The 21,915-nt window shown below is 54.7% G+C and carries 17 protein-coding genes; 4 read left to right on the plus strand and 13 right to left on the minus strand.

Features of this window, described 5'->3' with window-relative positions; all coding sequences use genetic code 11:
• The 3 genes from meaB (EYC82_RS03990) (at nucleotide 1) to EYC82_RS04000 (ending at nucleotide 2,897) form a co-directional block, all read left to right on the plus strand.
• Complete coding sequence (meaB, locus tag EYC82_RS03990; protein WP_279248255.1) at nucleotides 1-1,002, plus strand: methylmalonyl Co-A mutase-associated GTPase MeaB; 1,002 nt, start codon at nucleotides 1-3, stop codon at nucleotides 1,000-1,002.
• A 19-nt stretch (nucleotides 1,003-1,021) separates the two neighbouring features.
• On the plus strand, nucleotides 1,022-2,071 hold the full coding sequence (locus tag EYC82_RS03995; protein WP_279248256.1) for an HpcH/HpaI aldolase/citrate lyase family protein: 1,050 nt from the start codon (nucleotides 1,022-1,024) through the stop codon (nucleotides 2,069-2,071).
• Between the two features lie 76 nt (nucleotides 2,072-2,147).
• Nucleotides 2,148-2,897 carry a S1 family peptidase gene (locus EYC82_RS04000; protein WP_279248257.1) on the plus strand — a complete coding sequence of 250 codons (750 nt, stop codon included), beginning with the start codon at nucleotides 2,148-2,150 and terminating at the stop codon, nucleotides 2,895-2,897.
• 109 nt (nucleotides 2,898-3,006) lie between these two features.
• Here EYC82_RS04000 and meaB (EYC82_RS04005) read toward each other — a convergent pair whose 3' ends face one another.
• From meaB (EYC82_RS04005) to EYC82_RS04025, 5 genes are all read right to left on the minus strand, one after another.
• Nucleotides 3,007-3,960, minus strand: a complete 954-nt coding sequence (gene meaB / locus EYC82_RS04005) for a methylmalonyl Co-A mutase-associated GTPase MeaB (protein WP_279248258.1) — start codon at nucleotides 3,958-3,960, stop codon at nucleotides 3,007-3,009.
• 306 nt (nucleotides 3,961-4,266) lie between these two features.
• The gene (gene scpA, locus EYC82_RS04010; RefSeq protein ID WP_279248259.1) at nucleotides 4,267-6,426 is read right to left on the minus strand and encodes a methylmalonyl-CoA mutase; all 2,160 of its coding nucleotides are present in this window, start codon (nucleotides 6,424-6,426) and stop codon (nucleotides 4,267-4,269) included.
• Between the two features lie 110 nt (nucleotides 6,427-6,536).
• Nucleotides 6,537-6,950, minus strand: coding sequence for a methylmalonyl-CoA epimerase (gene mce / locus EYC82_RS04015; protein ID WP_279248260.1), 414 nt, complete (start codon nucleotides 6,948-6,950; stop codon nucleotides 6,537-6,539).
• 12 nt (nucleotides 6,951-6,962) lie between these two features.
• Nucleotides 6,963-9,779 (minus strand): ATP-binding protein, encoded by a 2,817-nt coding sequence (locus tag EYC82_RS04020; protein WP_279248261.1) that lies wholly within the window; start codon nucleotides 9,777-9,779, stop codon nucleotides 6,963-6,965.
• A gap of 35 nt (nucleotides 9,780-9,814) precedes the next feature.
• Nucleotides 9,815-11,548, minus strand: coding sequence for an acyl-CoA carboxylase subunit beta (locus EYC82_RS04025; protein WP_279248262.1), 1,734 nt, complete (start codon nucleotides 11,546-11,548; stop codon nucleotides 9,815-9,817).
• Between the two features lie 276 nt (nucleotides 11,549-11,824).
• On the opposite strand from EYC82_RS04025, the gene pabB reads away from it, so the two are divergent.
• Nucleotides 11,825-13,261, plus strand: coding sequence for an aminodeoxychorismate synthase component I (gene pabB / locus EYC82_RS04030; protein WP_279248263.1), 1,437 nt, complete (start codon nucleotides 11,825-11,827; stop codon nucleotides 13,259-13,261).
• On the opposite strand, the gene thrH is transcribed toward pabB, so the two are convergent.
• The 8 genes from thrH to EYC82_RS04070 form a co-directional block, all read right to left on the minus strand.
• On the minus strand, nucleotides 13,202-13,819 hold the full coding sequence (gene thrH, locus EYC82_RS04035; RefSeq protein WP_279248264.1) for a bifunctional phosphoserine phosphatase/homoserine phosphotransferase ThrH: 618 nt from the start codon (nucleotides 13,817-13,819) through the stop codon (nucleotides 13,202-13,204). The genes pabB and thrH overlap by 60 nt on opposite strands.
• A gap of 116 nt (nucleotides 13,820-13,935) precedes the next feature.
• Complete coding sequence (gene cysB / locus EYC82_RS04040) at nucleotides 13,936-14,910, minus strand: HTH-type transcriptional regulator CysB (RefSeq protein ID WP_279248265.1); 975 nt, start codon at nucleotides 14,908-14,910, stop codon at nucleotides 13,936-13,938.
• Nucleotides 14,911-15,024: 114 nt separating this feature from the next.
• Nucleotides 15,025-15,924 carry a 5'-nucleotidase gene (locus EYC82_RS04045; protein WP_279248266.1) on the minus strand — a complete coding sequence of 300 codons (900 nt, stop codon included), beginning with the start codon at nucleotides 15,922-15,924 and terminating at the stop codon, nucleotides 15,025-15,027.
• A 53-nt stretch (nucleotides 15,925-15,977) separates the two neighbouring features.
• On the minus strand, nucleotides 15,978-18,122 hold the full coding sequence (locus EYC82_RS04050) for an acetyl-CoA hydrolase/transferase C-terminal domain-containing protein (protein ID WP_279248267.1): 2,145 nt from the start codon (nucleotides 18,120-18,122) through the stop codon (nucleotides 15,978-15,980).
• A 47-nt stretch (nucleotides 18,123-18,169) separates the two neighbouring features.
• Nucleotides 18,170-19,510, minus strand: a complete 1,341-nt coding sequence (locus EYC82_RS04055; protein ID WP_423243912.1) for an alanine/glycine:cation symporter family protein — start codon at nucleotides 19,508-19,510, stop codon at nucleotides 18,170-18,172.
• A 23-nt stretch (nucleotides 19,511-19,533) separates the two neighbouring features.
• Complete coding sequence (locus EYC82_RS04060) at nucleotides 19,534-20,544, minus strand: 1-aminocyclopropane-1-carboxylate deaminase/D-cysteine desulfhydrase (protein WP_279248269.1); 1,011 nt, start codon at nucleotides 20,542-20,544, stop codon at nucleotides 19,534-19,536.
• Nucleotides 20,545-20,546: 2 nt separating this feature from the next.
• Complete coding sequence (gene yajC, locus EYC82_RS04065) at nucleotides 20,547-20,882, minus strand: preprotein translocase subunit YajC (protein WP_279248270.1); 336 nt, start codon at nucleotides 20,880-20,882, stop codon at nucleotides 20,547-20,549.
• A 160-nt stretch (nucleotides 20,883-21,042) separates the two neighbouring features.
• A complete protein-coding gene (locus EYC82_RS04070) occupies nucleotides 21,043-21,825 on the minus strand; it encodes an exodeoxyribonuclease III (RefSeq protein WP_279248271.1) in 783 nt (260 codons plus the stop codon).
• Between the last annotated feature and the right edge of the window lie 90 nt (nucleotides 21,826-21,915).

A 21,915-nucleotide genomic window follows, 5' to 3' on the forward strand; every position in this document is an offset into this window, starting at 1 on the left:
TTGTCTTCTCAGTCCGACGATAGCCGCCAGGTCGACGAACTTGCCGCGGGCGTGCAGCGAGGAGAACGGCGCGCTCTGGCAGAGGCTTTGAACCTGCTGGATGATCGAAGAGACTCCTCCCGGGCGCGGTCGGCGGAACTGGTTCATCTGCTGCAGGGGGACACCCTTGCTCCTGGCGCGCACATGATCGGCATGACCGGCCCGCCGGGGGTCGGAAAGTCCAGCCTGGGCGCCTGCCTTATCACCGAGTGGCGACGGCGCGGATTGACTGTCGGCGTCTTGGCGGTGGACCCATCCAGCCCCCTCAGTGGCGGTGCTCTGCTGGGTGATCGACTGCGTCTCCACTCTAATCCCGACGACCGCGGCGTATTCTTTCGCTCACTCTCCAGTCGCGGCCATTATGGAGGTCTCAGCGCCGAGGTCTGGCCAATGTGCCAGGTAATGGCCTCTGCCTTTGATATCGTTATGATCGAAACCGTAGGCGTCGGGCAACGGGAAATCGATATATCTCGAATGTGCGATACCACCTGCGTCATCGCCCAACCTGGATCAGGTGACAGCATCCAGTCATTGAAAGCGGGCATTTTGGAGGTGCCTCACATACTGGTGGTCAACAAGGCCGATATGGGTGCCATGGCGACGCGCACAGCATCAGAACTCGCAGGCGCCCTGACATCAGAGCACCCGGATGGTGCGTGGCGCGTGCCGGTATTATCGACTTCCGCCACGCAGGGAAGCGGCATTTCCGAACTGGTAGATTGTCTTGAAGCTCACTTCCAGACCCTGTTGCAAAACAAGTTACTGAAACACCGGCGCAGAGGCTACCAGGCGTATTGGATTGTGAATCGCCTGCAGGAAGAGTTCGGTGCCCACGGCGTCGAGCGACTGGGAGGCGAAGCCGCTATTGTTGAACAAATTCAATCAGAAATACCTGATCTTTATCGGCAGTACGATGCACTGCGCCGGCAACTGGCCGATCGCAGCCCAACTATCAAATCATAGAAAGCAGCGGAGATACCTTATGCGCAGTCCACGTGATTTCTTTAAGCCCTTGGCATTGGGCGCACCGCAACCCCTGGCGGATATACCCGTGCGCCCCTCTCGCATGATTCATTTTTTTGACCCCAGTAATCCCAAGATGGCGGAGAAGGCGCCGAGTATCGCAAGCAGAGTGGATATTTTGCTCGGCAATATGGAGGACGCTGTCGCTATCGACAACAAGGAGGCTGCACGCGAAGGTTTTATTCGAATCGCCAGAGAAAATGACTTTGGCGATACGCAGCTATGGACACGCATTAACAGCCTCGACAGCCCCTGGTTTCTCGATGACATTCACCGTATCGTAACTGAAGTGGGTGACAAGATAGATGTGATTATGCTGCCCAAGATTCAGGGCGCATGGGATATCCACTACGCTGATCAACTGTTGGCTCAGCTGGAAGCGCGAGCCGGCATCCAGCGACCGATACTGCTGCACTGTATTCTCGAAACGGCACTCGGCGTGGCCAACGTGGAATCGATTGCCAATGCCAGTCCTCGCATTCAGGGCATGAGCCTTGGGCCTGCCGATTTGGCCGCATCTCGACGCATGAAGACAACTCGCATAGGTGGCGGTCATCCCGGCTACTTGGTCAGGGACGACCCCGATGCCGACAACCCCGAGGCACCGCGCACGGCCCACCAGCAGGATCTTTGGCACTACACCATCGGGCGAATGGTCGATGCGTGTGTCAGTGTTGGTGCACTGCCCTTTTATGGACCATTCGGGGCGATTGATGATCCAACAGGCTGCGAAGATCAGTTCCGCAATGCCTTTCTGATGGGTTGTGTCGGTGCCTGGTCCTTACACCCAAGCCAGATAGACATAGCAAAGACCGTGTTTAGTCCACCTGCCGACGAAGTGCTTTGGGCAAAACGCGTTCTCGAGGCGCTCCCGGATGGCAGTGGCGCCGTTATGGTGGACGGAAAAATGCAGGACGACGCTTCATGGAAACAGTGCAAGGTAATGGTAGACCTGGCCAAGCTGATAGCAGACAGCGACCCCGCGTTAAAGAAAGCGTATGGTTTCTAGACTTCGCGTTCGGGCTCGGTCACGAGGGGCAGCCCCAACTGCTTCGGCATCTTCGCTCGTCGCACTTGTCTGTGCCTTGATACTGGGCCCAGTCTGGCAGCCCGCTTATGCTGATAGCCTGCCCGATACGATCGATAGGATTCGCCCCAGTATTGTAGGCGTTGGAACCGCCTACCCGCCCCGTCAACCCAATCGCAAGGGAGATACTGTCTCCTACCACGGTACTGGTTTTGTCGTGGGAAACGGCAAACAAATAATTACGAATGCTCATGTTGTAGCGATGAAACTCGATCAGAAAAACAGACAATCGCTCGCTATATTCACCGGACATGGCACAGATGCGACCGTCCGGTTCGCCCAGCTGGTCAGCACCGACCATGAGCACGACCTCGCCCTGCTCAGCTTCAAGGGAGGCGCCCTGCCCGCTTTGACGCTAGGCGACTCCAGTCGCGTTCGCGAGGGGCAAGACATTGCGTTTACCGGCTTTCCGATTGGTGTTGTGCTGGGCCTATACCCGGTTACACACCGGGGTATAGTCGCCGCTATTTCGCCTTTGGCGCGCCCTATGGAGAAGGCGCGATCGATAAATCCGGCTCAGAGGCATCGCCTGCGCAACCCTTACGATGTGTTTCAACTGGATGGGACCGCGTATCCTGGCAACAGCGGAAGCCCTGTTTACCTGCCGGGAACTGGCGAGGTTATCGGCGTTATTAACAGTGTGGCCGTAAAAAAGACAAAGGAATCACTGTTAAAAAATCCGTCCGGGATCACCTATGCGATTCCTGCAAGCCACATCCAAGTACTTTTCGACGCGGTCCCACAGTAGGCCTCCTGCACAGTCGATAAAGCAATCCGACGACCCCGATGCGCCACAGACTATCGGGTTTGCATAGAGTTGCAGCCACCGCCCACGACCGGCGATCAACTCGCCTGAACTACAGTTTTGCCATGACAGCGCGCACCGCCGCAAAAGCAGTTACTTCCTCGCGCTCTACGGCCTCCTCGAGCTCTGGCAACATTGCCTTTACCGCGGTGTTTTGCGATAGCTTCTGCAACAGCATTTCATTCATTAACTCTCTCATCCAGTCACTGTTCTGTCGAGACCGCTTCGTTGCTATAGCCCGATCAGCGTCAGACTGAAATTCACACAGCATCGCCCAAACGCTATCGATATTGACACCCTGCAATGCAGAGCAGGTCATCACTCGAGGCTCCCAGCTACTGGTATGGCGCAGCAGGCTCATAGCGCTGATGTACTGTCGTTGCGTCATCGTCGCAAGAGATTCGCTCTCACCATCTGCCTTGTTGATGACCAGTGCATCGGCGACCTCCATAATACCTTTTTTGATGCCCTGTAACTCGTCACCCCCGCCGGGAAGCATGAGCACCATAAAGAAGTCCACCATGCCAGCCACCTGGTATTCCGACTGACCTACTCCCACGGTCTCTACCAGTATTACGTCATAGCCTGCAGCCTCGCAAAGTATCATGCTCTCCCGGGTCTTCTGCGCGACGCCACCGAGAGCGCCTGAAGCTGGAGTCGGCCGAATAAAGGCCTCCTCCCGGCGTGACAGCTCTTCCATACGGGTCTTGTCTCCCAGGATAGAGCCTCCTGCGATGGGTGAACTGGGATCGACCGCCAGCACGGCAACACGCTTGCCTTGCTCAATCAGGTAAAGCCCGAATACCTCTATAAAGGTAGACTTGCCTACTCCGGGAACTCCCGTAATGCCTATGCGTAAGCTGTTGCCGCTATGGGGCAAAAGTTTCTCCAGTAAATCCTGCGCCTGGTCCCGGTGAGCATCCAACGTGCTCTCTATCAACGTGATCGCTTTGGCGAGAGCGCGGCGATTTCCGGCGAGGATTGGCTGTATCTCGTAACTTTTCATAGGGCTTGGATTATACACGGTTGCTGTGCGTTGACGCCTCGTTCCTGTTCACAACTAGGAAATGCTAGCACGAAGCAAGGCTGTCACTGCGGCTTCGCATCACAAATTGGCGCAATACCTGATAGAAACCGACTGTCACCTCAACGATAAACAAGCGGCGTAAACGGCATGTTAAAGCAGATAATCGCGAAAATACGCGTGTTGGAATCGCCTGTTGAAGCGGGCTCTGAACATCGCAATAGAGCCGCCATCGAACGCTTATTGTGGAAGACGCTCGGAACGCGTCATGCGCGCTCGTCAGCGCTACTATTTATTCTGCGCGGCCTTGACGGCATCAAGCACCTCCCGAGCACTCTGAGGAATCGGTGTGCCTGGACCGAAGACGCACTTGACCCCCGACTGGAACAGGAACTCGTAATCCTGCTTCGGAATCACCCCTCCAGCGATTACCACAATATCGGCAGCCCCTTGTTTTTTCAGTTCTTCCACTAGTTGAGGAACCAGCGTCTTGTGTCCCGCTGCAAGAGAGGAGGCGCCAACAACATGCACATCGTTCTCTACGGCCTGACGAGCGACTTCCTCTGGCGTTGAAAACATAGGGGAGAGATCAATATCGAAACCAACATCGGCAAAAGCGGTGGCGACTACTTTGGCACCCCTGTCATGTCCATCCTGCCCCATTTTGCAGACCAGCATGCGTGGGCGCCGACCGTTTTCTTCCACAAACATATCAATTTCTGCGCTAATCCCACGCCATGAATCGTCTTTATCGAAGGCAGCTCCGTAAACACCTGAAACCGTTTGCGCCTGGGCCTTGAAACGTCCAAATTCTTTTTCCATTGCAAAAGACACCTCTCCTACGGTGGCACGGCGCCGGGTCGCCTCAACGGCTAATGCCAGCAGGTTACCGGATCCGGAGGCAGCACATTGCCGTATCTCTTCCAGAACAGCTTCCACTGCTTTCTCGTCGCGATTCGAGCGAATGGACGCCAGCCGCTCCAGTTGCGCCTTACGCACTGCGTCATTGTCAATCTCGAGGATTTCAACGTCATCCTCTTCCGCTAACTGGTACTTATTCACTCCCACGATAACATCATCGCCACGATCGATGCGCGCTTGTTTTTTTGCTGCAGCCTCTTCGATACGTAGCTTCGGCATACCCGTCTCAATCGCCTTGGCCATACCGCCAGCCGCCTCTACTTCCTCTATCAATTCCCACGCTTTGTCCGCGATCTCCTGCGTCAGACTTTCCATGAGATATGAGCCGCCCCAGGGGTCAACCACCTTGGTTATTCCTGTTTCTTCTTGGATTATGAGCTGCGTATTTCGCGCAATGCGTGCAGAAAATTCAGTTGGCAGTGCGATCGCCTCATCGAGCGCGTTGGTATGTAAAGACTGGGTACCACCAAATACCGCCGCCATGGCTTCAACAGTGGTTCGCACAACGTTATTGTATGGATCCTGCTCCGTCAATGACCAGCCAGATGTCTGGCTATGCGTGCGCAGCATAGAACTTTTGGGGTTCTGCGGATTGAATTCACCAACGATACGCGTCCATAACAAGCGGGCCGCGCGCATTTTGGCAATTTCCATGTAAAAGTTCATACCAATGCCCCAAAAGAAGGACAGGCGTGGTGCAAAATCATCGATACCAAGACCCGCATTCACAGCCGTGCGGATGTACTCCTTGCCATCTGCCAGCGTGTACGCCAGCTCCAGCGCCGCGTTAGCGCCCGCCTCTTGTATATGGTAACCGGAAATCGAGATCGTGTTGAACCGGGGCATGTGTTCTGAACAGTAAGCGATAATGTCGCCGATGATTTTCATACTCGGCGCGGGCGGATAGATATAGGTATTTCTTACCATGAACTCTTTGAGGATGTCGTTTTGGATGGTCCCCGCAAGATCTTTCTGCGCGACTCCCTGCTCTTCAGCCGCCACGATATAACCGGCAAGCACCGGCAGTACCGCGCCATTCATTGTCATGGATACAGACACTTTATCGAGCGGTATTTCATCGAACAGGATTTTCATATCCTCGACGGAATCGATAGCTACGCCCGCCTTGCCAACGTCGCCGGTGACACGAGGATGATCCGAGTCGTAACCCCGGTGCGTCGCAAGATCAAAGGCTACCGAAATACCCTGACCACCAGCTGCAAGGGCTTTACGGTAGAAGGCATTAGACTCCTCCGCCGTCGAAAATCCCGCGTATTGCCTGATTGTCCAAGGACGCCCAGCGTACATAGTTGCCTGAGGGCCGCGAATGTAGGGCGACATCCCCGGCATCGTATCAGTGTACTCAAGCGCCTCGGTGTCTGCCTCGGTGTAAAGCGCTTTTACTGGAATCCCCTCGGCGGTTTGCCAAGTCAACTCATCCGGGCTCTTTCCCTTGAGTTGTTTCGTGGCCAACTCAGCCCATTCGGCTGTGGTGGCCCTTGACTTATCGTAAATATCTTTGCTCATTCGATGTACCCCAAAAAAGGTATTAAGCGCTGAAAGTAAGCCGCCCTAAGGTGCCGGTGCGCGCCGAGGTGTGCTCTTTGAATACAGAAAGGCGAAACACCACGGCCTTTTTAGTGGCTGTCTCCAGACGGCTGATTGATTTCTATAAGCACGCCATCACAGCTCTTGGGATGGATAAAAATCACCATCGAATCGTGAGCGCCACGCGAAGGCTTTTCAGAGAGGAACTGGTAACCCTTCTCGCGCAAGCGCTGCACGTCTGCTTCAATATCATCCGAGCGGAAACAGAGGTGGTGCAATCCGCCGCCCTTTTTTTCCAAAAACGTTTTTACTGGACCCTCATTGTCCAAAGGATGTATCAATTCGATATTCGTAGGTGGCAAGGGAATGAACGCCGCCTTGGTCTTGGCCTCCACCACATCTTCTGTGCCTCCCAGATCGAGACCGAAATCCTCACAAAAACGCGCAATGGCTTTCTCGAGATCCGGCACGGCAATTGCTATATGGTCCAGTGCTGTAATCATGTCCTGTGTCCTCTACAACTGAGCCAAAAACTGGCCGGTTATGTTCTTCCGCCGAGCCGCTTGCTCCTCGGGTGTTATCTGCACCAAGACCTCGTCAGGCTCAATCTTGAAGATAGTCTGCCCCTTGCTGATAATCATACCATCCGACTCTACCAGCACCTCTTTGATAGTGCCTGAAAATGGCGCGTACACTTTGTTAAACATTTTCATCACCTCAACAATAAACAGCGGGTCCCCCGCCTCGAAGTGATCACCCTTGCTTACGTACACCTCGTGCTCTGGAGTTTCGCGCGAATAAAACATCCCGCCACTCTCCGCAAGAATTTCATCCGAATTAGCTACTGGCGGCGGCACCAGCACCTTGGCCATTAGCTCCTGATGCGTTTCATCGGTGAGACGCTCGGGTATATTGATAGTCAGGTTAGGGTTAACGGTCAGATCGTAGTAGCCCGTAGCCTCGGCAATGCTCGGCAGCGCTGCGAGCACATCAGCACCTGCCTGGAATCCAATATGGGCTGCGCGAACCTGTCTCCAGATACGTTTACTAAGGCCTTTTGGCGGGTCTTGCGCGTCGAGCAACGTGTTCAATTCCACCCAGTCCTGGGCATCGAGGCGGTTAGTTAGCTCGTTATAAAATTTGAGCGCATCTTGTAATATGTCATTGTCATGATCCCATATCATGGTAGCGGCTGGAGGGTTGTCGCCAGGCACAAAATCCATGTTCAGAAAATGATAGGTATCCGCCAATAGCGCGATGGGGTTTTCGTTCCAGCTAATTTTCCCGTCGATCAACGTGTAACAGTCTCGATTGACGCTGAGCCATCCCGCCATGATATGAGGCTCACTAATGAGCAATTCCAAAGGCCGAAGGTAAAGGCTTTCTTTGCTCTGCAGCACTTGTGCCATAGATGTCGCTTCACCGCCTTGCAGTTCCGACAGCTCGTTAGCGCAAATAGTCTTATAGGCCATTCGCACATCCAGATCGTTAGCGCGCTCTTTCAGTTCGCCTATCGCTGTCAAATAAGGAACGATAAAACGCGTGGTGGGCCGCGCATTAATATTTTGACCGATAAACCAATTCACCAGGCCGTAGTGAAACTCAAGGTTAGTGGCCAGATCCTGGCCACGCATTCGCGTCTGACGAATTGTCTCTGCCATCTGCTCATACGTATCCAGACGAGTTTCCCCAACAGTGAGGAGCAGCGCAATGTTAGAGTCATAGGCGCCCGCCAGCGTGTATTTCATGAAAACGTCGGTATCAGGATTGTGCAGGCTGATTCCCTGATCGTCACGGATCTCGCGCTCGGTAGCATCACTCCACGATTCAATGACACCGCCCGCATGTGGTTGAAGTGCCTGATTGGTCGCATTGAGACGCGCTTCAACGCTGTCGTTGTATCGTGGGACGCGCGTCGGCTTCGGCAATTTCGGTCCGTGAGCAGCGAGCAAGACCATTGCCTCAACCAAAGACTCTACGGTAAAGCTGTCTGCACTGTTGTCCGGATTGACGAAATGTAAAGCATAACAAAGCTCCGTTACGCGGTGCTCCACCTGTATCCTGGTATTCATTTCCATAAAGAAATGCTTATCGCGGTCGACAATACACTCGAAGGTGGAAACAGAATCCAGACCGACTGCAGCGCCAAATGCCGCCGCTTCATTCTCCATTGCTATCAATGTTTTTAAATCCTGCTTGAGGATGCGAGCCTCCTCGGTTTGACCTGAAGCCTCAGCTTGATCAATAGCTCTTTGCAGTGATTCAACAGTGACTGAAACCTCCAGCAGTTTTTGCTCGTGCATTTGCAGTGAGCAGTCCCGCCCACCCATCGTTATACTCCAGTCACCATTACCGATAACCTGAATTTCGTTGTGCCGAGTGGTTTCTATATTCAATTCCACGAGGACATTTTTATTGTCCCCTACGCCGGTAGTTTTTACCTCGTTAAGAATCTCGCGCACCATCTCTGGCGTGCGTGCCGATTCGCCAATACCGAGAATACGCTGACCTTTGCCACCACCACCACTGATAGCCTTAAGACGAACCCGATTTTCGGGATACTCTGCGGTCATTTTATCAACGGCCTCAGTGAGTGCATCACACAGCTCATCCACCGTGTAAATATCTATGCCTTTCTCATAGGAGGCTGATAAAACAATATCCGCTTTATCTGCCAGCTCGACGTGACTGTCTTCCAGCGTTTTGTCGGGCACATTCAGCCCATGGGCCTTCACCAGCGCCTTGAGCGCGGCAACGTCCGGGTGCTTTTTCAGGAGTGCAAGCGCGGTGCCGTTGTCGATGCCGGGTGTTACCGATACGCCGCATTTGAGCGCAGTACGTTTTGCCTCGTCCTTTAAGCCTGCATCATGCACCGTGCGCGAACAGGGACCGATAAAATTCAGACCAGCCTTCTCCATGGCGGCAACCATGGTTTGGTCTTCCGCCATAAAACCATAGCCAGCAAATATCGCGTTATAATCGTTATCTCTTGCGATATTAATGATCTGCTCAATACGTTGCTCACGCTCTTCTTTGTTTGCGCCGCTGTAATCCGGTACGCGGTGTACGCGGTCTGGATTAGTTAGCGATCGCAGTTCAGGCGCCAGTGCATTGCGGTAAACAATTGAGTCCTTTTCCGACAGCAATATACCAAAGTGCTCAATGCCCATCTCAGCAAAGGTATCCATGGCCTCTTTGCGGATAGGCCCCCTGCAAATAATCAATGGTCGAATTCCGCCGCAATCAAATTGCCGAACCCAAGCCGAGGTCGCTCGGCCCAAGCGGCGATCACTATGCACGAGCGGATTGTTTAAATAAAATTCGTTAGACACGACATTTTCCTCTATTGCGGTGCCGCAATAATCGACTAGTGGAATTCGCGCTGCACTGCCTGCAGCGGCTCCGCCTGATAACGACGCAGATAAAACGCCATATTCTCCGCCAACACTCGTCGCAAATCTGAAGGCATAACTATTTGGGAAATAGACCCCAGGCTGAGCGCCTCGTTAGGGTTCATCAGTTCCTGCTCATAGCGCTGCACTAATAACGCCTCTTCTGACTTGACCCAGTCATCAATGAGTTGCTGCGCTGTCTCGGCCGCTTGATTTTTTGATAGGCCTGCAGAGAGTTGAGCCTGCGTCTCCGCCTCGACCCTCTTCTTCACTGAACCGCGAATCTTGCGCAACTCATCCTTGTATACGTACTCCACCCCGGCCGGCCCCATGACCGCCACACGGGTTGTAGGCAAGGCCACCACGAAGTCAGCGCCCGTGGGGACACTGTTAAACGAAGCGTACGCGCCGCCAAACGCATTGCGCACGAGAACCAGGAATCGAGGGGTTCGCAAGTCAACGATGGCGTCCAACATAGCCCTGCCTGCCTGCACGATGCCTCCAGCCTCTTGTTCTTTACCTGGCAGAAAACCGGTGGTGTCTTCCAGAAAAATCATGGGAATGTTGTAAAGATTGCAAAAGCGTATGAAGCGCGCATTTTTGTATGAGGCATCGATATCGATCTGACCGGAGGCTACAGCGGAGTTATTCGCTACGAACCCGATCACATTGCCGCCCATTCGCCCAAGAGCACAAACCGTGTTGCGGGCACGATCAGGCTGCACCTCAAGAAAATCACCATGATCGCACAACTGTTGTATGAGGATTGTAATATCGATGGGCGTGTTAAAACCCGTCGGCGAGTTAAATGCTTTTTTGAGTAATATATCAATGTCCCAGGTCTTGCGATCAAAAGGGTCAGAACTGGCTTGGGGAGGAGACATCTCGCCGTTATAGCTAGGCAGGTAATTCAATAACTCACGCACCTTGCGCAGGGCGGCAACCTCGTCCTTCACGACAAAGTCGGTTACTCCACTCTGGCTGTGGACGCCAGGACCCCCTAACTCTTCAGGCGTGACATCCTCTCCCAGCACTGACTTGACCACGCCGGGGCCTGTTAGACCAAAAAACGTATCTTTAGGCTGAATCAGGAAGCTACCCTGCCTCGGCAAGTAAGAACCGCCCCCCGCATTGAATCCAAACATACACATAATGCTCGGAACGATGCCGCTGATCTTACGCAGCGCGGCAAATGCCTCGGCGTAACCGTCAAGTCCACCGATACCGGCTGGAATATAGGCACCCGCGCTGTCATTAAGGCCCACAACGGGAATACGTTGCTGGGCGGCGAGCTCAAACAGGCGCGCCAGTTTGGCGCCATTCGTGGCATCCATAGAACCAGCACGCACCGTAAAATCGTGGCCGTAAAGGGCGACGTCCCGACCGTTGACCTTGATCACTGCTGTTACCAGCGAGGCACCATCCAGATTCGGACCCCAGTTTTGATAGAGCACTGTCGGCGGCTCATCGCTCAGATAGCGAATTCGCTCCCATACGGTCATACGGCCTTTCTGGTGCTGACGTTGGACGTTCTTGACGCCTGCGGTGACGTGAGGGCGCTGTTGCAGCTCCCAGCCCGCCTTCATGGACTCCTCGTAGGGCCCCGGTTCCGATGCAATTTGCCCCGGCACCCGGAACTCTTTCTCATTGTCCCGGGCGAAGGGATTGTGCAGTGTCGCTGCGAGGTCGGTGCTGCTTTTTTTTGTCATAATTCCTATGATCCAAACATTACCCAAGGCGCCTATTGGAGGGCCTGCGCCATTCCCCAGGAAAGCGCCCCGGTTGCAAGTCATGGTGAGCAGGCTTAGGATGCGAATCTACAAGAAATTCGGGGTGTCACAGTAATTTGCCGGGCGTTTAAAGTCAATTGAGACGGGCCTTGCATTTCTGTTCTTTTCAACGCAGATGCTTGTTATTTCACCGCAGATCAGCGATTTATACCACCCCACCCGGGCTTGTGCCCACAAGGACTACCAGACAGTGCGATGAGCAAATCGGCCCACCTAGAAGAAATACCGTACTTCGCCGACAGTTGCGAGTTATTTGAGCGTATTCGCGACCTGCCCAGGGCGGTCTTTCTCGACAGCAGCTTTCCGCATGCGGCGTCCGGCCGCTACGATCTGTTGGCTGCGAATCCCTCTGCCACAGACCTGCCACACCTTAGCGCGGGTGCAGGGGAAGCGGCCTGTCGCAACTGGTTTAACGAGCTGGCCCGTTTTCATCAGACACACTATCACGGCATACAGCCGGTCTCACCGGACATTCCCTTCTGTGGAGGCATACTGGGATACCTCGGTTACGGGCTCGGCGAAACGCTGCACGATATCAACTCCAGTCACACGCCCTCCAACAACGCCAGCGCCCAACTGTGTGCTTATGACTGGGGCATTGTGCAGGATCACCTGCTGCAGCGCTCTGTTCTCGTTTGCCTGCCACAGGTCAGCACTGCGGAGAGGGCCGACCTGTTGTCGAGATTACGGAGTGCAGCCACACGACAAGAAAGCGACCTTGTCATTACTGCGCCCTTCGCATCCAACGTTACGGCGGATCAGTACCGCGAGGCCTTTGAGCGTGTGCAGGCCTATATCCACGCCGGAGACTGCTACCAGGTAAACCTGAGCCAGTGCTATAGCAGCGGCTATCGCGGTGATCCGTGGGCAGCTTACCGCACTCTCCGCCGGGTCGCAGCTGCGCCTTTTTCGGCCTACCTGACACTGCCCGACAGCCAGGTTCTGACCTGTTTATCACCGGAACGCTTTCTTTCCCTGCATGGTCAGAGGGTAGAGACATCACCCATAAAAGGCACTCGCCCACGGTATGCGGATCGAGAATTAGACGAGCTTGCCCGCCGGGAATTGGGCGCCAGCGCCAAAGACAGAGCCGAAAACCTGATGATCGTCGACCTGCTACGCAACGATTTGGGGCGCAGCTGCGTAACCGGGAGCATCCATGTCGACCGTTTGTTTGAGTTGCAGAGTTATCCAACCGTGCATCACCTGGTCAGCACCATTGGTGGCGACTTACAGCCCGATCGAGGTCCCTGGGAGCTGCTGCGAGACAGCTTCCCCGGAGGATCTATTACGGGCGCACCGAAACGACGCGCGATGGAGATCATCGCGGAGCTTGAGCCGCATTCCCGCGAGGCCTATTGCGGCTCCGTGCTCTACATCAGTGCAGACGGACGCATGGACAGCAATATCGCTATCCGCAGCCTGTTATGGTCAGGCCGGGAGGTCCACTGCTGGGGCGGTGGCGGCATCGTGGCGGATTCAGCATGGCAACAGGAATACCAGGAGTCCTGGGACAAGGTTGGTAAATTACTCGGCGCGCTCGAACAAAACCACAGACGCCGGGAACGCGAATCAGGGGTCCAGCCGACGGTCACTGGCCTCCAGGAAAGCCCCCTTGAGCGCTTCCAATGAATCCACTGCCTGAAACTGGGGAAACTCCTCGATCACATTTTGCGGGGCGTGTATCAAAAAGCCCACGTCCGCCTCGCTGAGCATGGTGGTATCGTTATACGAGTCGCCCGCCGCCAGTACACGGTAATTCAAACTGTGCAGCGCCTTCACCGAGGCACGTTTAGGATCTTCCTGGCGCAGTTTGTAATCTACAACCCTCCCCTCCTCATCCGTAACAAGGCGATGGCAGAAAAGCGTTGGCCAGTGCAACTGGCGCATAAGCGGCTGCGAAAATTCATAAAATGTATCTGACAAGATGATCACCTGAAAACGCTCCCGTAACCAACCGATAAAATCAACAGCGCCGGGTAGCGGCTGCAGTGTGCCAATCACGTCCTGTATATCGTCGATCTTCAAACCGTGCCGATCGAGCAGCTCCAGACGCTGTTTCATAAGCACATTGTAATCGGGAATATCGCGGGTGGTCGCTTTTAGCTCCTCGATACCGGTGCGCTCTGCGAACGCTATCCAGACCTCGGGTACAAGCACTCCTTCAAGGTCCAGGCAAACCAATTCCACGATGTATTCTCCCAGTGCACAAGTAAGATAAGACGACGCGACAATCTAACCATTGTGGCCCGCCATACACAAGCCCTTGACGATTGAGACAGGCCGTTACCCGCGTGCCGACCTGACTAATAAACCGGCAGTTCGAGGTGTGAAAACAAATCGGCGAGCTCCGCTTTTGACTTACAACCAAAAGCGTCCGTAATTAGTTCACGTGACAGATGAGGCGCGAACTGCGCAATAAAATCGTACATATAACCCCGTAAAAATGTATCTCTCCGGCAGCCAATCTGCGTAATACTGCTGGCGAATAAATGGCTTGCATCAATCGCTACGAGATCACTGTCGATGCTCTCGTCGTGAGCCATACCTGCGATGATCCCGATGCCCAGCCCCAAACGCACATAGGTTTTAATTACATCGGCATCGGTCGCGGTAAAAACGACCTTAGGCACGAGCCCTTCTGCCATGAAGGCATCATCGAGTTTGGAGCGACCGGTAAAGCCAAAGACATAGGTGACGATTGGATGGGCTGCGACGTCCTGCAAAGTGATCTGTGATACCTGCGCCAGCGGATGATTTTTTGGCACCAGTATGCAACGGTTCCAACGGTAGCAAGGCATCATAATAAGGTTGGAAAACAACTCCAACGCCTCCGTCGCAATCGCAAAGTCAACAGTGCCATCCGACGCCATCTCAGAAATCTGCATCGGCGTGCCCTGATGCATATGCAGCGCAACATCCGGGTATTCGTCTATAAACCCCTTGATCGTGTCGGGCAACGCATAGCGCGCCTGCGTATGAGTAGTGGCAATGGACAGACTACCTTTTTTCTCGTCAGCGAACTCCTCTGCAACTTGCCGGATACTTTTCACCTTGAAAAGCACCTCTTCAGCGGCCCCGAGAATGGCTTCGCCCGCGGGCGTGACATGGGTAAGATGCTTACCGCTCCGCGCAAAAATCTCCACGCCAAGCTCATCCTCAAGCAGTCTGATTTGCTTACTGATACCCGGCTGGGAGGTATACAGGCTTTGTGCAGTTGCTGAGACATTTAAGTCGTGGTGTGCCACTTCCCATATATAACGCAACTGCTGAAGTTTCATATCGATCTCCGCGATAAAGCGCCGGATTGTGTGACGCAGACTGTCCTTCCTTATAAAGGATAGACATAGATTGACACATTTGCCAAATCAAAAGTAATAAAGGCGCAGGGTGATTCAGCGGTTTGCAACGCCGTGGGGTACGTGTCCGGTTGCCACATGGGGACTCGCCAAATCGCAGTGAGTCTGCTGGTCGTCGAAGAATACATCCGCCTGGTAAGCCCTTAGAAACTCGGTCTTGTTGAGCCCGCCCAGAAAGATGGACTCGTCGATGCGAATGTTCCAGGCACGCAGAGTACGAATCACCCGTTCATGCGCGGGCGCTGAGCGGGCCGTAACCAGCGCCGTTCGTATAGGGGCCTCTGTCGGGGGAAAAGCCTGCTGCAATCGATGCAAAGCCGCAAGAAAAGGCTTGAATGGACCCCCTCTCAATGGCTCTCTGGCCGCCGCCTGCTCGCTCGCGGTGAAGGCTTCGAGGCCATCGCGCTTGTAGACCTGCTCTGCCTCGTCGGAGAACACAACTGCATCACCATCGAAAGCGAAACGCAATAACTCACTCTCTGAGGCACCTGCACCTCGAGACACCAGCGTCGCTGCCGCCACACCATTATCCAGGGCACGGCGCACATCCTGCGCCTCACTCGAAAGGAATAATTTACAGCCAAACGCATTAATATAACGCCAGGGACTTTCTCCGCCACAAAACGCGGCCCGGGTGATATCCAGCTCGTAGTGCTGAATGGAGTTAAAAATGCGCAGTCCTGTGTCCGCGCTATTCCGTGACAGCAAGACCACCTCTACCTGGCAGGACGGGTCGAGCGTGCCGTTGAGACGGAGCAGCTTTTGCACCAACGGAAACCCTTCTCCGGGCGTTAGAGGCTCCTCTTCCCGCGCCACCTGATACTCGGAATAGGCCTGCAGACCGTCCTCCTCGAAAACATGATGACTGTCGTCAAGATTAAACAGGGCACGAGAGGAAATCGCGACGACCAATTTGTCATTTATTTCACTCGGCATACTCACAGGATACCGACTTGTTCAAGCAACCGCCAGCAAACACCCCAGGCAGATCAACTGACCTTTAGCACGCCTCGCTCCTCCAGTTGCAGCAGCAATAGCTGCTGCAATATAAATTCGCGGGTTGTATCGGGGTGATCGAGTTGAACCCGCTCGAGGAATGGCCTTGCCGCTTCCGCATCCGCCCGATGCAAAAGCGCCCGAAACGTATTGGCGATAAAATGTGCAGGGTCATGGCTGAGCGACTTGATCGCTTTCAAACTGGCCGCCAGAGCGAGCTCCTGCTCACTAAGGTCTGTGCCAAAGGGGTAATCAGGCAGCATCCCGGCCTTGCGGTACGGCGCCATAATAGCGGTGAGATGCTCTGGCGTATTCCTCTTTGCCGATTCCGGCAACGCATAATCCTGCGGGATTTTGCCGCGATCACGGGCCGCTATCAGCAGATCTTCCTGGAAGCGGCCGTCTGCGATATTAATGAGACGACGGGCGACCTCTCCGTCACTTTGACCTCTCAGATCAGCCACTCCGTACTCAGTCACGACAATATCCCGGAGGTGGCGCGGGATAGTGGTGTAGCCATAGCTCGACACCACATTCGACTGCAGTTGCTTGCCCTCGCCGCGAGTACTGCGAATACACAGAATAGAGCGCGCCCCGGGGAGATCATGAGCCATTGCCACAAAATTATATTGCCCACCTACACCGCTGATAACGGTACCGTCCTCCAGCGCATCAGAGGCTACCGATCCGTCCAGCGATACCAACATACCCGTATTAATGAAGCGCGCACCCTGACGCTGTGCGCTGTAAAGCGGATAATCGAGTAACAATTGATTGGTGCGCCGCACGCCTGTCATACAGATTTCCTTGCGCTGCCTCGGCGTCAGGTCGCGCAGCCGCTGATAAAAATCCCGCGGGCCGAGAAAAAATCCCGCGTGCAGCAGCCGTCCGTTACGCAGAACGTCTCCATCAACCATGGCCAGAAGGGCATCACGCACTTCTGCATCATCCATGTCGTTGGGCATACCGCTGCCATCTATGGATAAGCGGTCGCCGCCAAGCTTGACCTCTGCCGGCAAGATACCCCAGTGTTGCAAATGTTCCAGGCTACCCTTATCCAACTGACGCGGCATAAGGCCGTGTTCCCGAGCGTAGACGAATAAGCGCTCGTCAATTCGTTTTGAAATACTGCCTTCATTAATGCCCTGTTGCAGCGTCAAATTGTCATACACCCTGCGCTTAACGACACCGCGCTCGACCAGGTGAAGAACGCCGTTCACCAGCATTTCAGTAGAGACATAAAGCCCCTTGCTGAACGCCTCGCAATGGCGTGGCGTTGATTTGGCACGATCCAGCTTATCGAGCAATGAAGAGTAAGCCTCACCCTTCTCCTCACGCAGGATACAGACCTGTGCAAGTGCATCGCCCAATGCACCAATACCGATCTGCAGGGTGCCTCCGTCGGGAATCAGGCTGCTTGCATGCATCGCCATAGCGTAGTCACGAGCGGGCACTGACGCGTTGGGCACCGCAAAAAGCGTACGGTCATATGCTTTATTGCGCACCACCAGATCAAAGGCGTTGACGGGCACCTCGGCATCCAGTTCCATGTAGGGCAAGTCTGCATGGATTTGGGCAAGACACAGTGGGCGCCGCCGTGACGCGCGCGGCAGATCCAGTATTTCGAGGCTCAAATCAGCATTACTGGACAGACTCAGAGCAAGCCCCTCCTCCTCGTCACGACAGGCAACAAGCTGCACCAGAACATTAACGCCAAGATCCAACATATCGCGGGCGATATGAGTGTAATTGCTGGCAATATAGCTGCGCTGAGCGGCAGGCCTGCCCTTCATCGATCCCGCGCGCAGATAGAGTTCAGTCACGCGGATATTGTCGGGCAGACGAGCATCGCGGTAAGGGGCGTAAAAACTGAGCTCCTCGTAGTCCCCGAACAAGCGCTGTCGCAACGGTGCTAAAAATGCAGCTTCCAGGTCGCTCGCTGGCTTCGGCACCTCAAGGCAAAGTGCGGTGACGATGTGCAAAGATAGCGTCGGGTCAGAAAGTGCTCGCTCATAAAATGCGTTAAGAAGTTGTACTGGTTTGCCCAACCCCAGCGGCGCAGCAATAACCAGGTCTTTGCCCTGCCGCTCAATGGTTCGCTCCACACATTCCTGCGTGCTATTCAGTATTTCCGCCATGAAAACGCTCCCGATAACTCGCGCGACTTCTCCTGTGAGGCAAGGTGTTAGTGCGTCTGCCCTTGCGGCTGGACCCGATATTCACGCGTCAAGCGAAATACCAATGGCGCCAGCAAAATTAATGCAATCAGGTTGGGAATAGCCATAAGCGCATTGAGTGTGTCCGCTATTAACCATACCGTACTCAGCTTAAACACCGTGCCGACCGGCACCGCCAGTACCCAGGCAACCCGGAAAGGCACTATGGCGCCGGTGCCGAACAGAAATACCATGCAGCGCTCACCGTAAAAAGACCAGCCAATTATAGTGGTGAACGCGAACAGGCATAACCCGGTAGCGACCATATAATCACCGCCTGGCAATGCGGTGGAAAAAGCCATACTGGTGAGACTGGCTCCGCTTACACCGCTGGGCCACACATCGGTTATCACAATCACCAGACCGGTAATCGTACAAATAATCAGCGTATCGATAAACGTGCCCAACATTGCGATCATACCCTGTTCCACCGGCTGATTGGTGCGTGCGGCCGCATGGGCTATGGGTGCGGAACCCAGCCCCGCCTCGTTGGAGAAAATACCTCGCGCTACACCCCAGCGCAGCGCCGCCCAAACAGTGGCCCCGGCAAAACCGCCGGTGGCGGCCGTAGGACTGAATGCCGATGCTACGATCGTACTCAAAGCGTCAGGCACTTCCGTTATGTTCAACAAAACAATGCCCAAGCCCGCGATCAGGTAAGCCAGCGCCATAAAGGGCACCAGCAGGCTCGCCACACTGGCAATACGTCGAATTCCACCCAGCACCACCGCTCCCACGAGGACCATGAGCGTCAGGCCAGCGGCAAGCGGTGGCACCCCGAATGTGCTCTCCATGACATCTGCCACTGAATTGGACTGCACCGTGTTGGCAATACCGAATCCGGCCAGACTGCCAAAAATAGCAAACGCTACGCCCAGAGGACGCCAACGGCGATGCAGGCCGTTGCGGATGTAATACATCGGACCGCCGCAGTAATTACCCTGGCCATCCCGCTCTCTGAACTGCACGGCACAGACGGCTTCTGCATACTTGGTCGCCATCCCGAACAGGGCGGTCATCCACATCCAGAACAGGGCGCCCGGGCCACCCAGCGCGATGGCTGTCGCAACGCCGGCGATATTGCCGGTGCCTATCGTCGCTGACAGAGAGGTCATCAATGCGCTGAAAGGCGGGATATCACCCGCTGCGTTGCTCGACCGCCCTCGCAATAATAATTTAATGCCATCGGGAATGCGGCGCAGAGGCATAAAGCGCAGACCGATTGTGAGGTAGATGCCCGTCCCCAATAACAGTGCCAACATGGCAGGGCCCCAAACCAGTCCATTCAGCTCTTCAATAAACTCCGTGATTGCTCTGCTCCTGCCTTATTATTTTATCGTGTGCCGCGGAGGGCACCCTGCATAGCAGCGCGCTGCGGGAACAGGCCAAAAACACCACCGGTATGCAAAAAGACGATGTCCTTGCAGCCCTCAAAACGCCCGGCAGCAATTTCTGCAACCATACCGGAGAAGGCCTTGCCGGTGTAGACCGGATCCAGCACCAGCCCTTCCAATCGACACAACTCCGCCATCAACTCGAACACCGCGGTATCTGCCGCCGCATATCCCTTGCCTACATAGCCGTCCAATACCCTCGGGCTAATCTCGACAGCGGGTACATCAGAATAGCGCTGACGCCAGTCCGCCGCATCCTGCGCCACCTTGCGCAGGAAATAGTCTTCGTCATCGCAGACATTCACGCCCCAGATCGTCGCAGGCAGACGGTGCAATGCTGCACCCAGTGTGAGACCTGTTTGAGTGCCACCGGAACCTGTCGCGGTAACGACGTGAGCCTCTGCAATGCCCGCCGCGCTAAAGTCCTGCGATAGCTCCTCGCACGCGGCGATGTATCCCCACACACCGACACCATCGCTACCACCCGTGGGGATTACCAGCGCCTTCTTGCCCTCTGCCGCATAATGCGCCTGCCACTGCGCCAACAAGCTATCGATTTCCTCGCGATACTGTATCGCCGGATAGCAACTGACCCTGGCGCCAGCCAGATAATCGAGAAGTAGGTTGCCGTCGTTTTCGGCCGGCGCGTCGCCCCGCAGAACAAGATGAACATCGAGGCCCAGCTGCGCCCCTGCGAACGCAGTCGCGCGACAATGATTACTTTGCAGGCCGCCACAGGTAATCAAGGTGTCGCAGCCGTTATCAATCGCATGGGCAGCAATGAATTCCAGCTTGCGGACCTTGTTACCGCTCAGGGTGCAACCGGTCAAGTCATCACGCTTGACCCAGAGGCGATGACCCCGACCCCACTGTCTCGATGCGCGCTCCAGAAACTGCAGCGGCGTCGGTATTTGAGCCAGGTCTATCCTGCGCGGGTAGGACAGGGCCATCCTCAGCCGATTTCTTTCAGCGTTCCCTTGGGCAGCACCGCGTGCACGTGCACGCGCTGGAACTTCATATCCACATTATTCGCGACGGTCAGCACCATGTAGTTATCATCCAGCGCTGTGACCTTGCCAAGAATACCGGAACTGGTTGCCACCTCATCACCCTTGGACAGCGCGGAGACCAGCTCGGTATGCTCCTTCTGGCGCTTGCGTTGAGGGCGTATGGCGATGAAATAAAACAGGACGAACAGTCCAACCAGGAAAAAAATCTGGAACATATCCCCACCTGGCTGGGACGTTCCGGCTTCTTGAGCGTGGGCACTGGCAATAAAAAAGCTCATCAGGACAATCTCTCGGCTGCGGCTCTTCTCAGAGCGTTAAAATCGCCGCTAATTTACAATGTTTAAGGCGCGCCCGCAACGAAGCGCCAAGGCCGCGCCCTGGCGCTCGACAACCAGCCAGAGCAAACCGCGTTGTCGACCACCTCCATTGTCAAAAGCCTCACGCTTTGATATCGAGGTGGTAGTCCATAATTTGAGGCGCATGGTCCGAAAAACGCTCCTCTTTGTAGATATCCGACGCGCGTACCGCATCCACCAGACCAGGTGTAATCACCTGGTAATCTAACCGCCAACCCACATTTTTAGCCCAGGCCTGCCCCCGGTTCGACCACCAGGTGTATTGGTCCGGCTCGTTATTGACCAGTCGAAACGAGTCTACGTAGCCTACCTCGTCATATAAAACATCAAGCCAGGCTCTTTCTTCCGGCAGAAAGCCCGAATTTTTCTGGTTACTGCGCCAGTTCTTGAGGTCGATGTTCTGGTGACAAATATTCCAGTCAGCACAGATGATGAATTCCCTTCGCTTGCGACGTAACCCTCGCAGGTGATCAAGAAAGAGTTCCATAAACCGCATTTTTTTGGCCAGCACCTCTTCACTGGATGATCCTGATGGCATGTAGAGAGAGATCACGCTGAGTCCTTCATAGTCCGCCTGAAGGTATCTCCCCTCGGAATCGAGCGGGTCCCAGCCGAGTCTAGTCACCACTTTCCTTGGCTTTACCCGGCTGTACAGTGCGGTGCCGCTATACCCTTTTTTTATCGCGTCATTGTAGTAGCAGTGATAACCACGCGGAGAAAACACGGGGTCACCCAGCTGGTCACGCTGTGCCTTGGTCTCTTGAATACACACCACGTCTGCATTTACCCTGCTCAGCCAGTCAAAGAAGCCTTTGCGGGCTGCCGCACGTATGCCATTGGTATTGCACGTAATTATTCGGGCCATAGCGCATTCTTCCGAAGCATGAAGTGCGTCGCAGTGTAGCGGATGCGCGCCTCGTGAATCAATTATGCGCTCTGTGAGCCACCGGACATG

It is taken from the genome of Candidatus Marimicrobium litorale (assembly GCF_026262645.1).
GTDB classification, from domain to species: Bacteria; Pseudomonadota; Gammaproteobacteria; order Pseudomonadales; family Halieaceae; genus Marimicrobium; species Marimicrobium litorale.

What these genes read in the sequence shown, in the direction of transcription:
- EYC82_RS04025 (WP_279248262.1), bottom strand. Translation starts at nt 11,548, where the DNA reads ATGACAAAAAAAAGCAGCACCGACCTCGCAGCGACACTGCACAATCCC.
- meaB (WP_279248258.1), bottom strand. Translation starts at nt 3,960, where the DNA reads ATGAAAAGTTACGAGATACAGCCAATCCTCGCCGGAAATCGCCGCGCT.
- EYC82_RS04070 (WP_279248271.1), bottom strand. Translation starts at nt 21,825, where the DNA reads ATGGCCCGAATAATTACGTGCAATACCAATGGCATACGTGCGGCAGCC.
- EYC82_RS04060 (WP_279248269.1), bottom strand. Translation starts at nt 20,544, where the DNA reads ATGGCCCTGTCCTACCCGCGCAGGATAGACCTGGCTCAAATACCGACG.
- scpA (WP_279248259.1), bottom strand. Translation starts at nt 6,426, where the DNA reads ATGAGCAAAGATATTTACGATAAGTCAAGGGCCACCACAGCCGAATGG.
- EYC82_RS04045 (WP_279248266.1), bottom strand. Translation starts at nt 15,924, where the DNA reads ATGCCGAGTGAAATAAATGACAAATTGGTCGTCGCGATTTCCTCTCGT.
- cysB (WP_279248265.1), bottom strand. Translation starts at nt 14,910, where the DNA reads ATGAAACTTCAGCAGTTGCGTTATATATGGGAAGTGGCACACCACGAC.
- EYC82_RS03995 (WP_279248256.1), top strand. Translation starts at nt 1,022, where the DNA reads ATGCGCAGTCCACGTGATTTCTTTAAGCCCTTGGCATTGGGCGCACCG.
- pabB (WP_279248263.1), top strand. Translation starts at nt 11,825, where the DNA reads ATGAGCAAATCGGCCCACCTAGAAGAAATACCGTACTTCGCCGACAGT.
- mce (WP_279248260.1), bottom strand. Translation starts at nt 6,950, where the DNA reads ATGATTACAGCACTGGACCATATAGCAATTGCCGTGCCGGATCTCGAG.
- EYC82_RS04050 (WP_279248267.1), bottom strand. Translation starts at nt 18,122, where the DNA reads ATGGCGGAAATACTGAATAGCACGCAGGAATGTGTGGAGCGAACCATT.
- yajC (WP_279248270.1), bottom strand. Translation starts at nt 20,882, where the DNA reads ATGAGCTTTTTTATTGCCAGTGCCCACGCTCAAGAAGCCGGAACGTCC.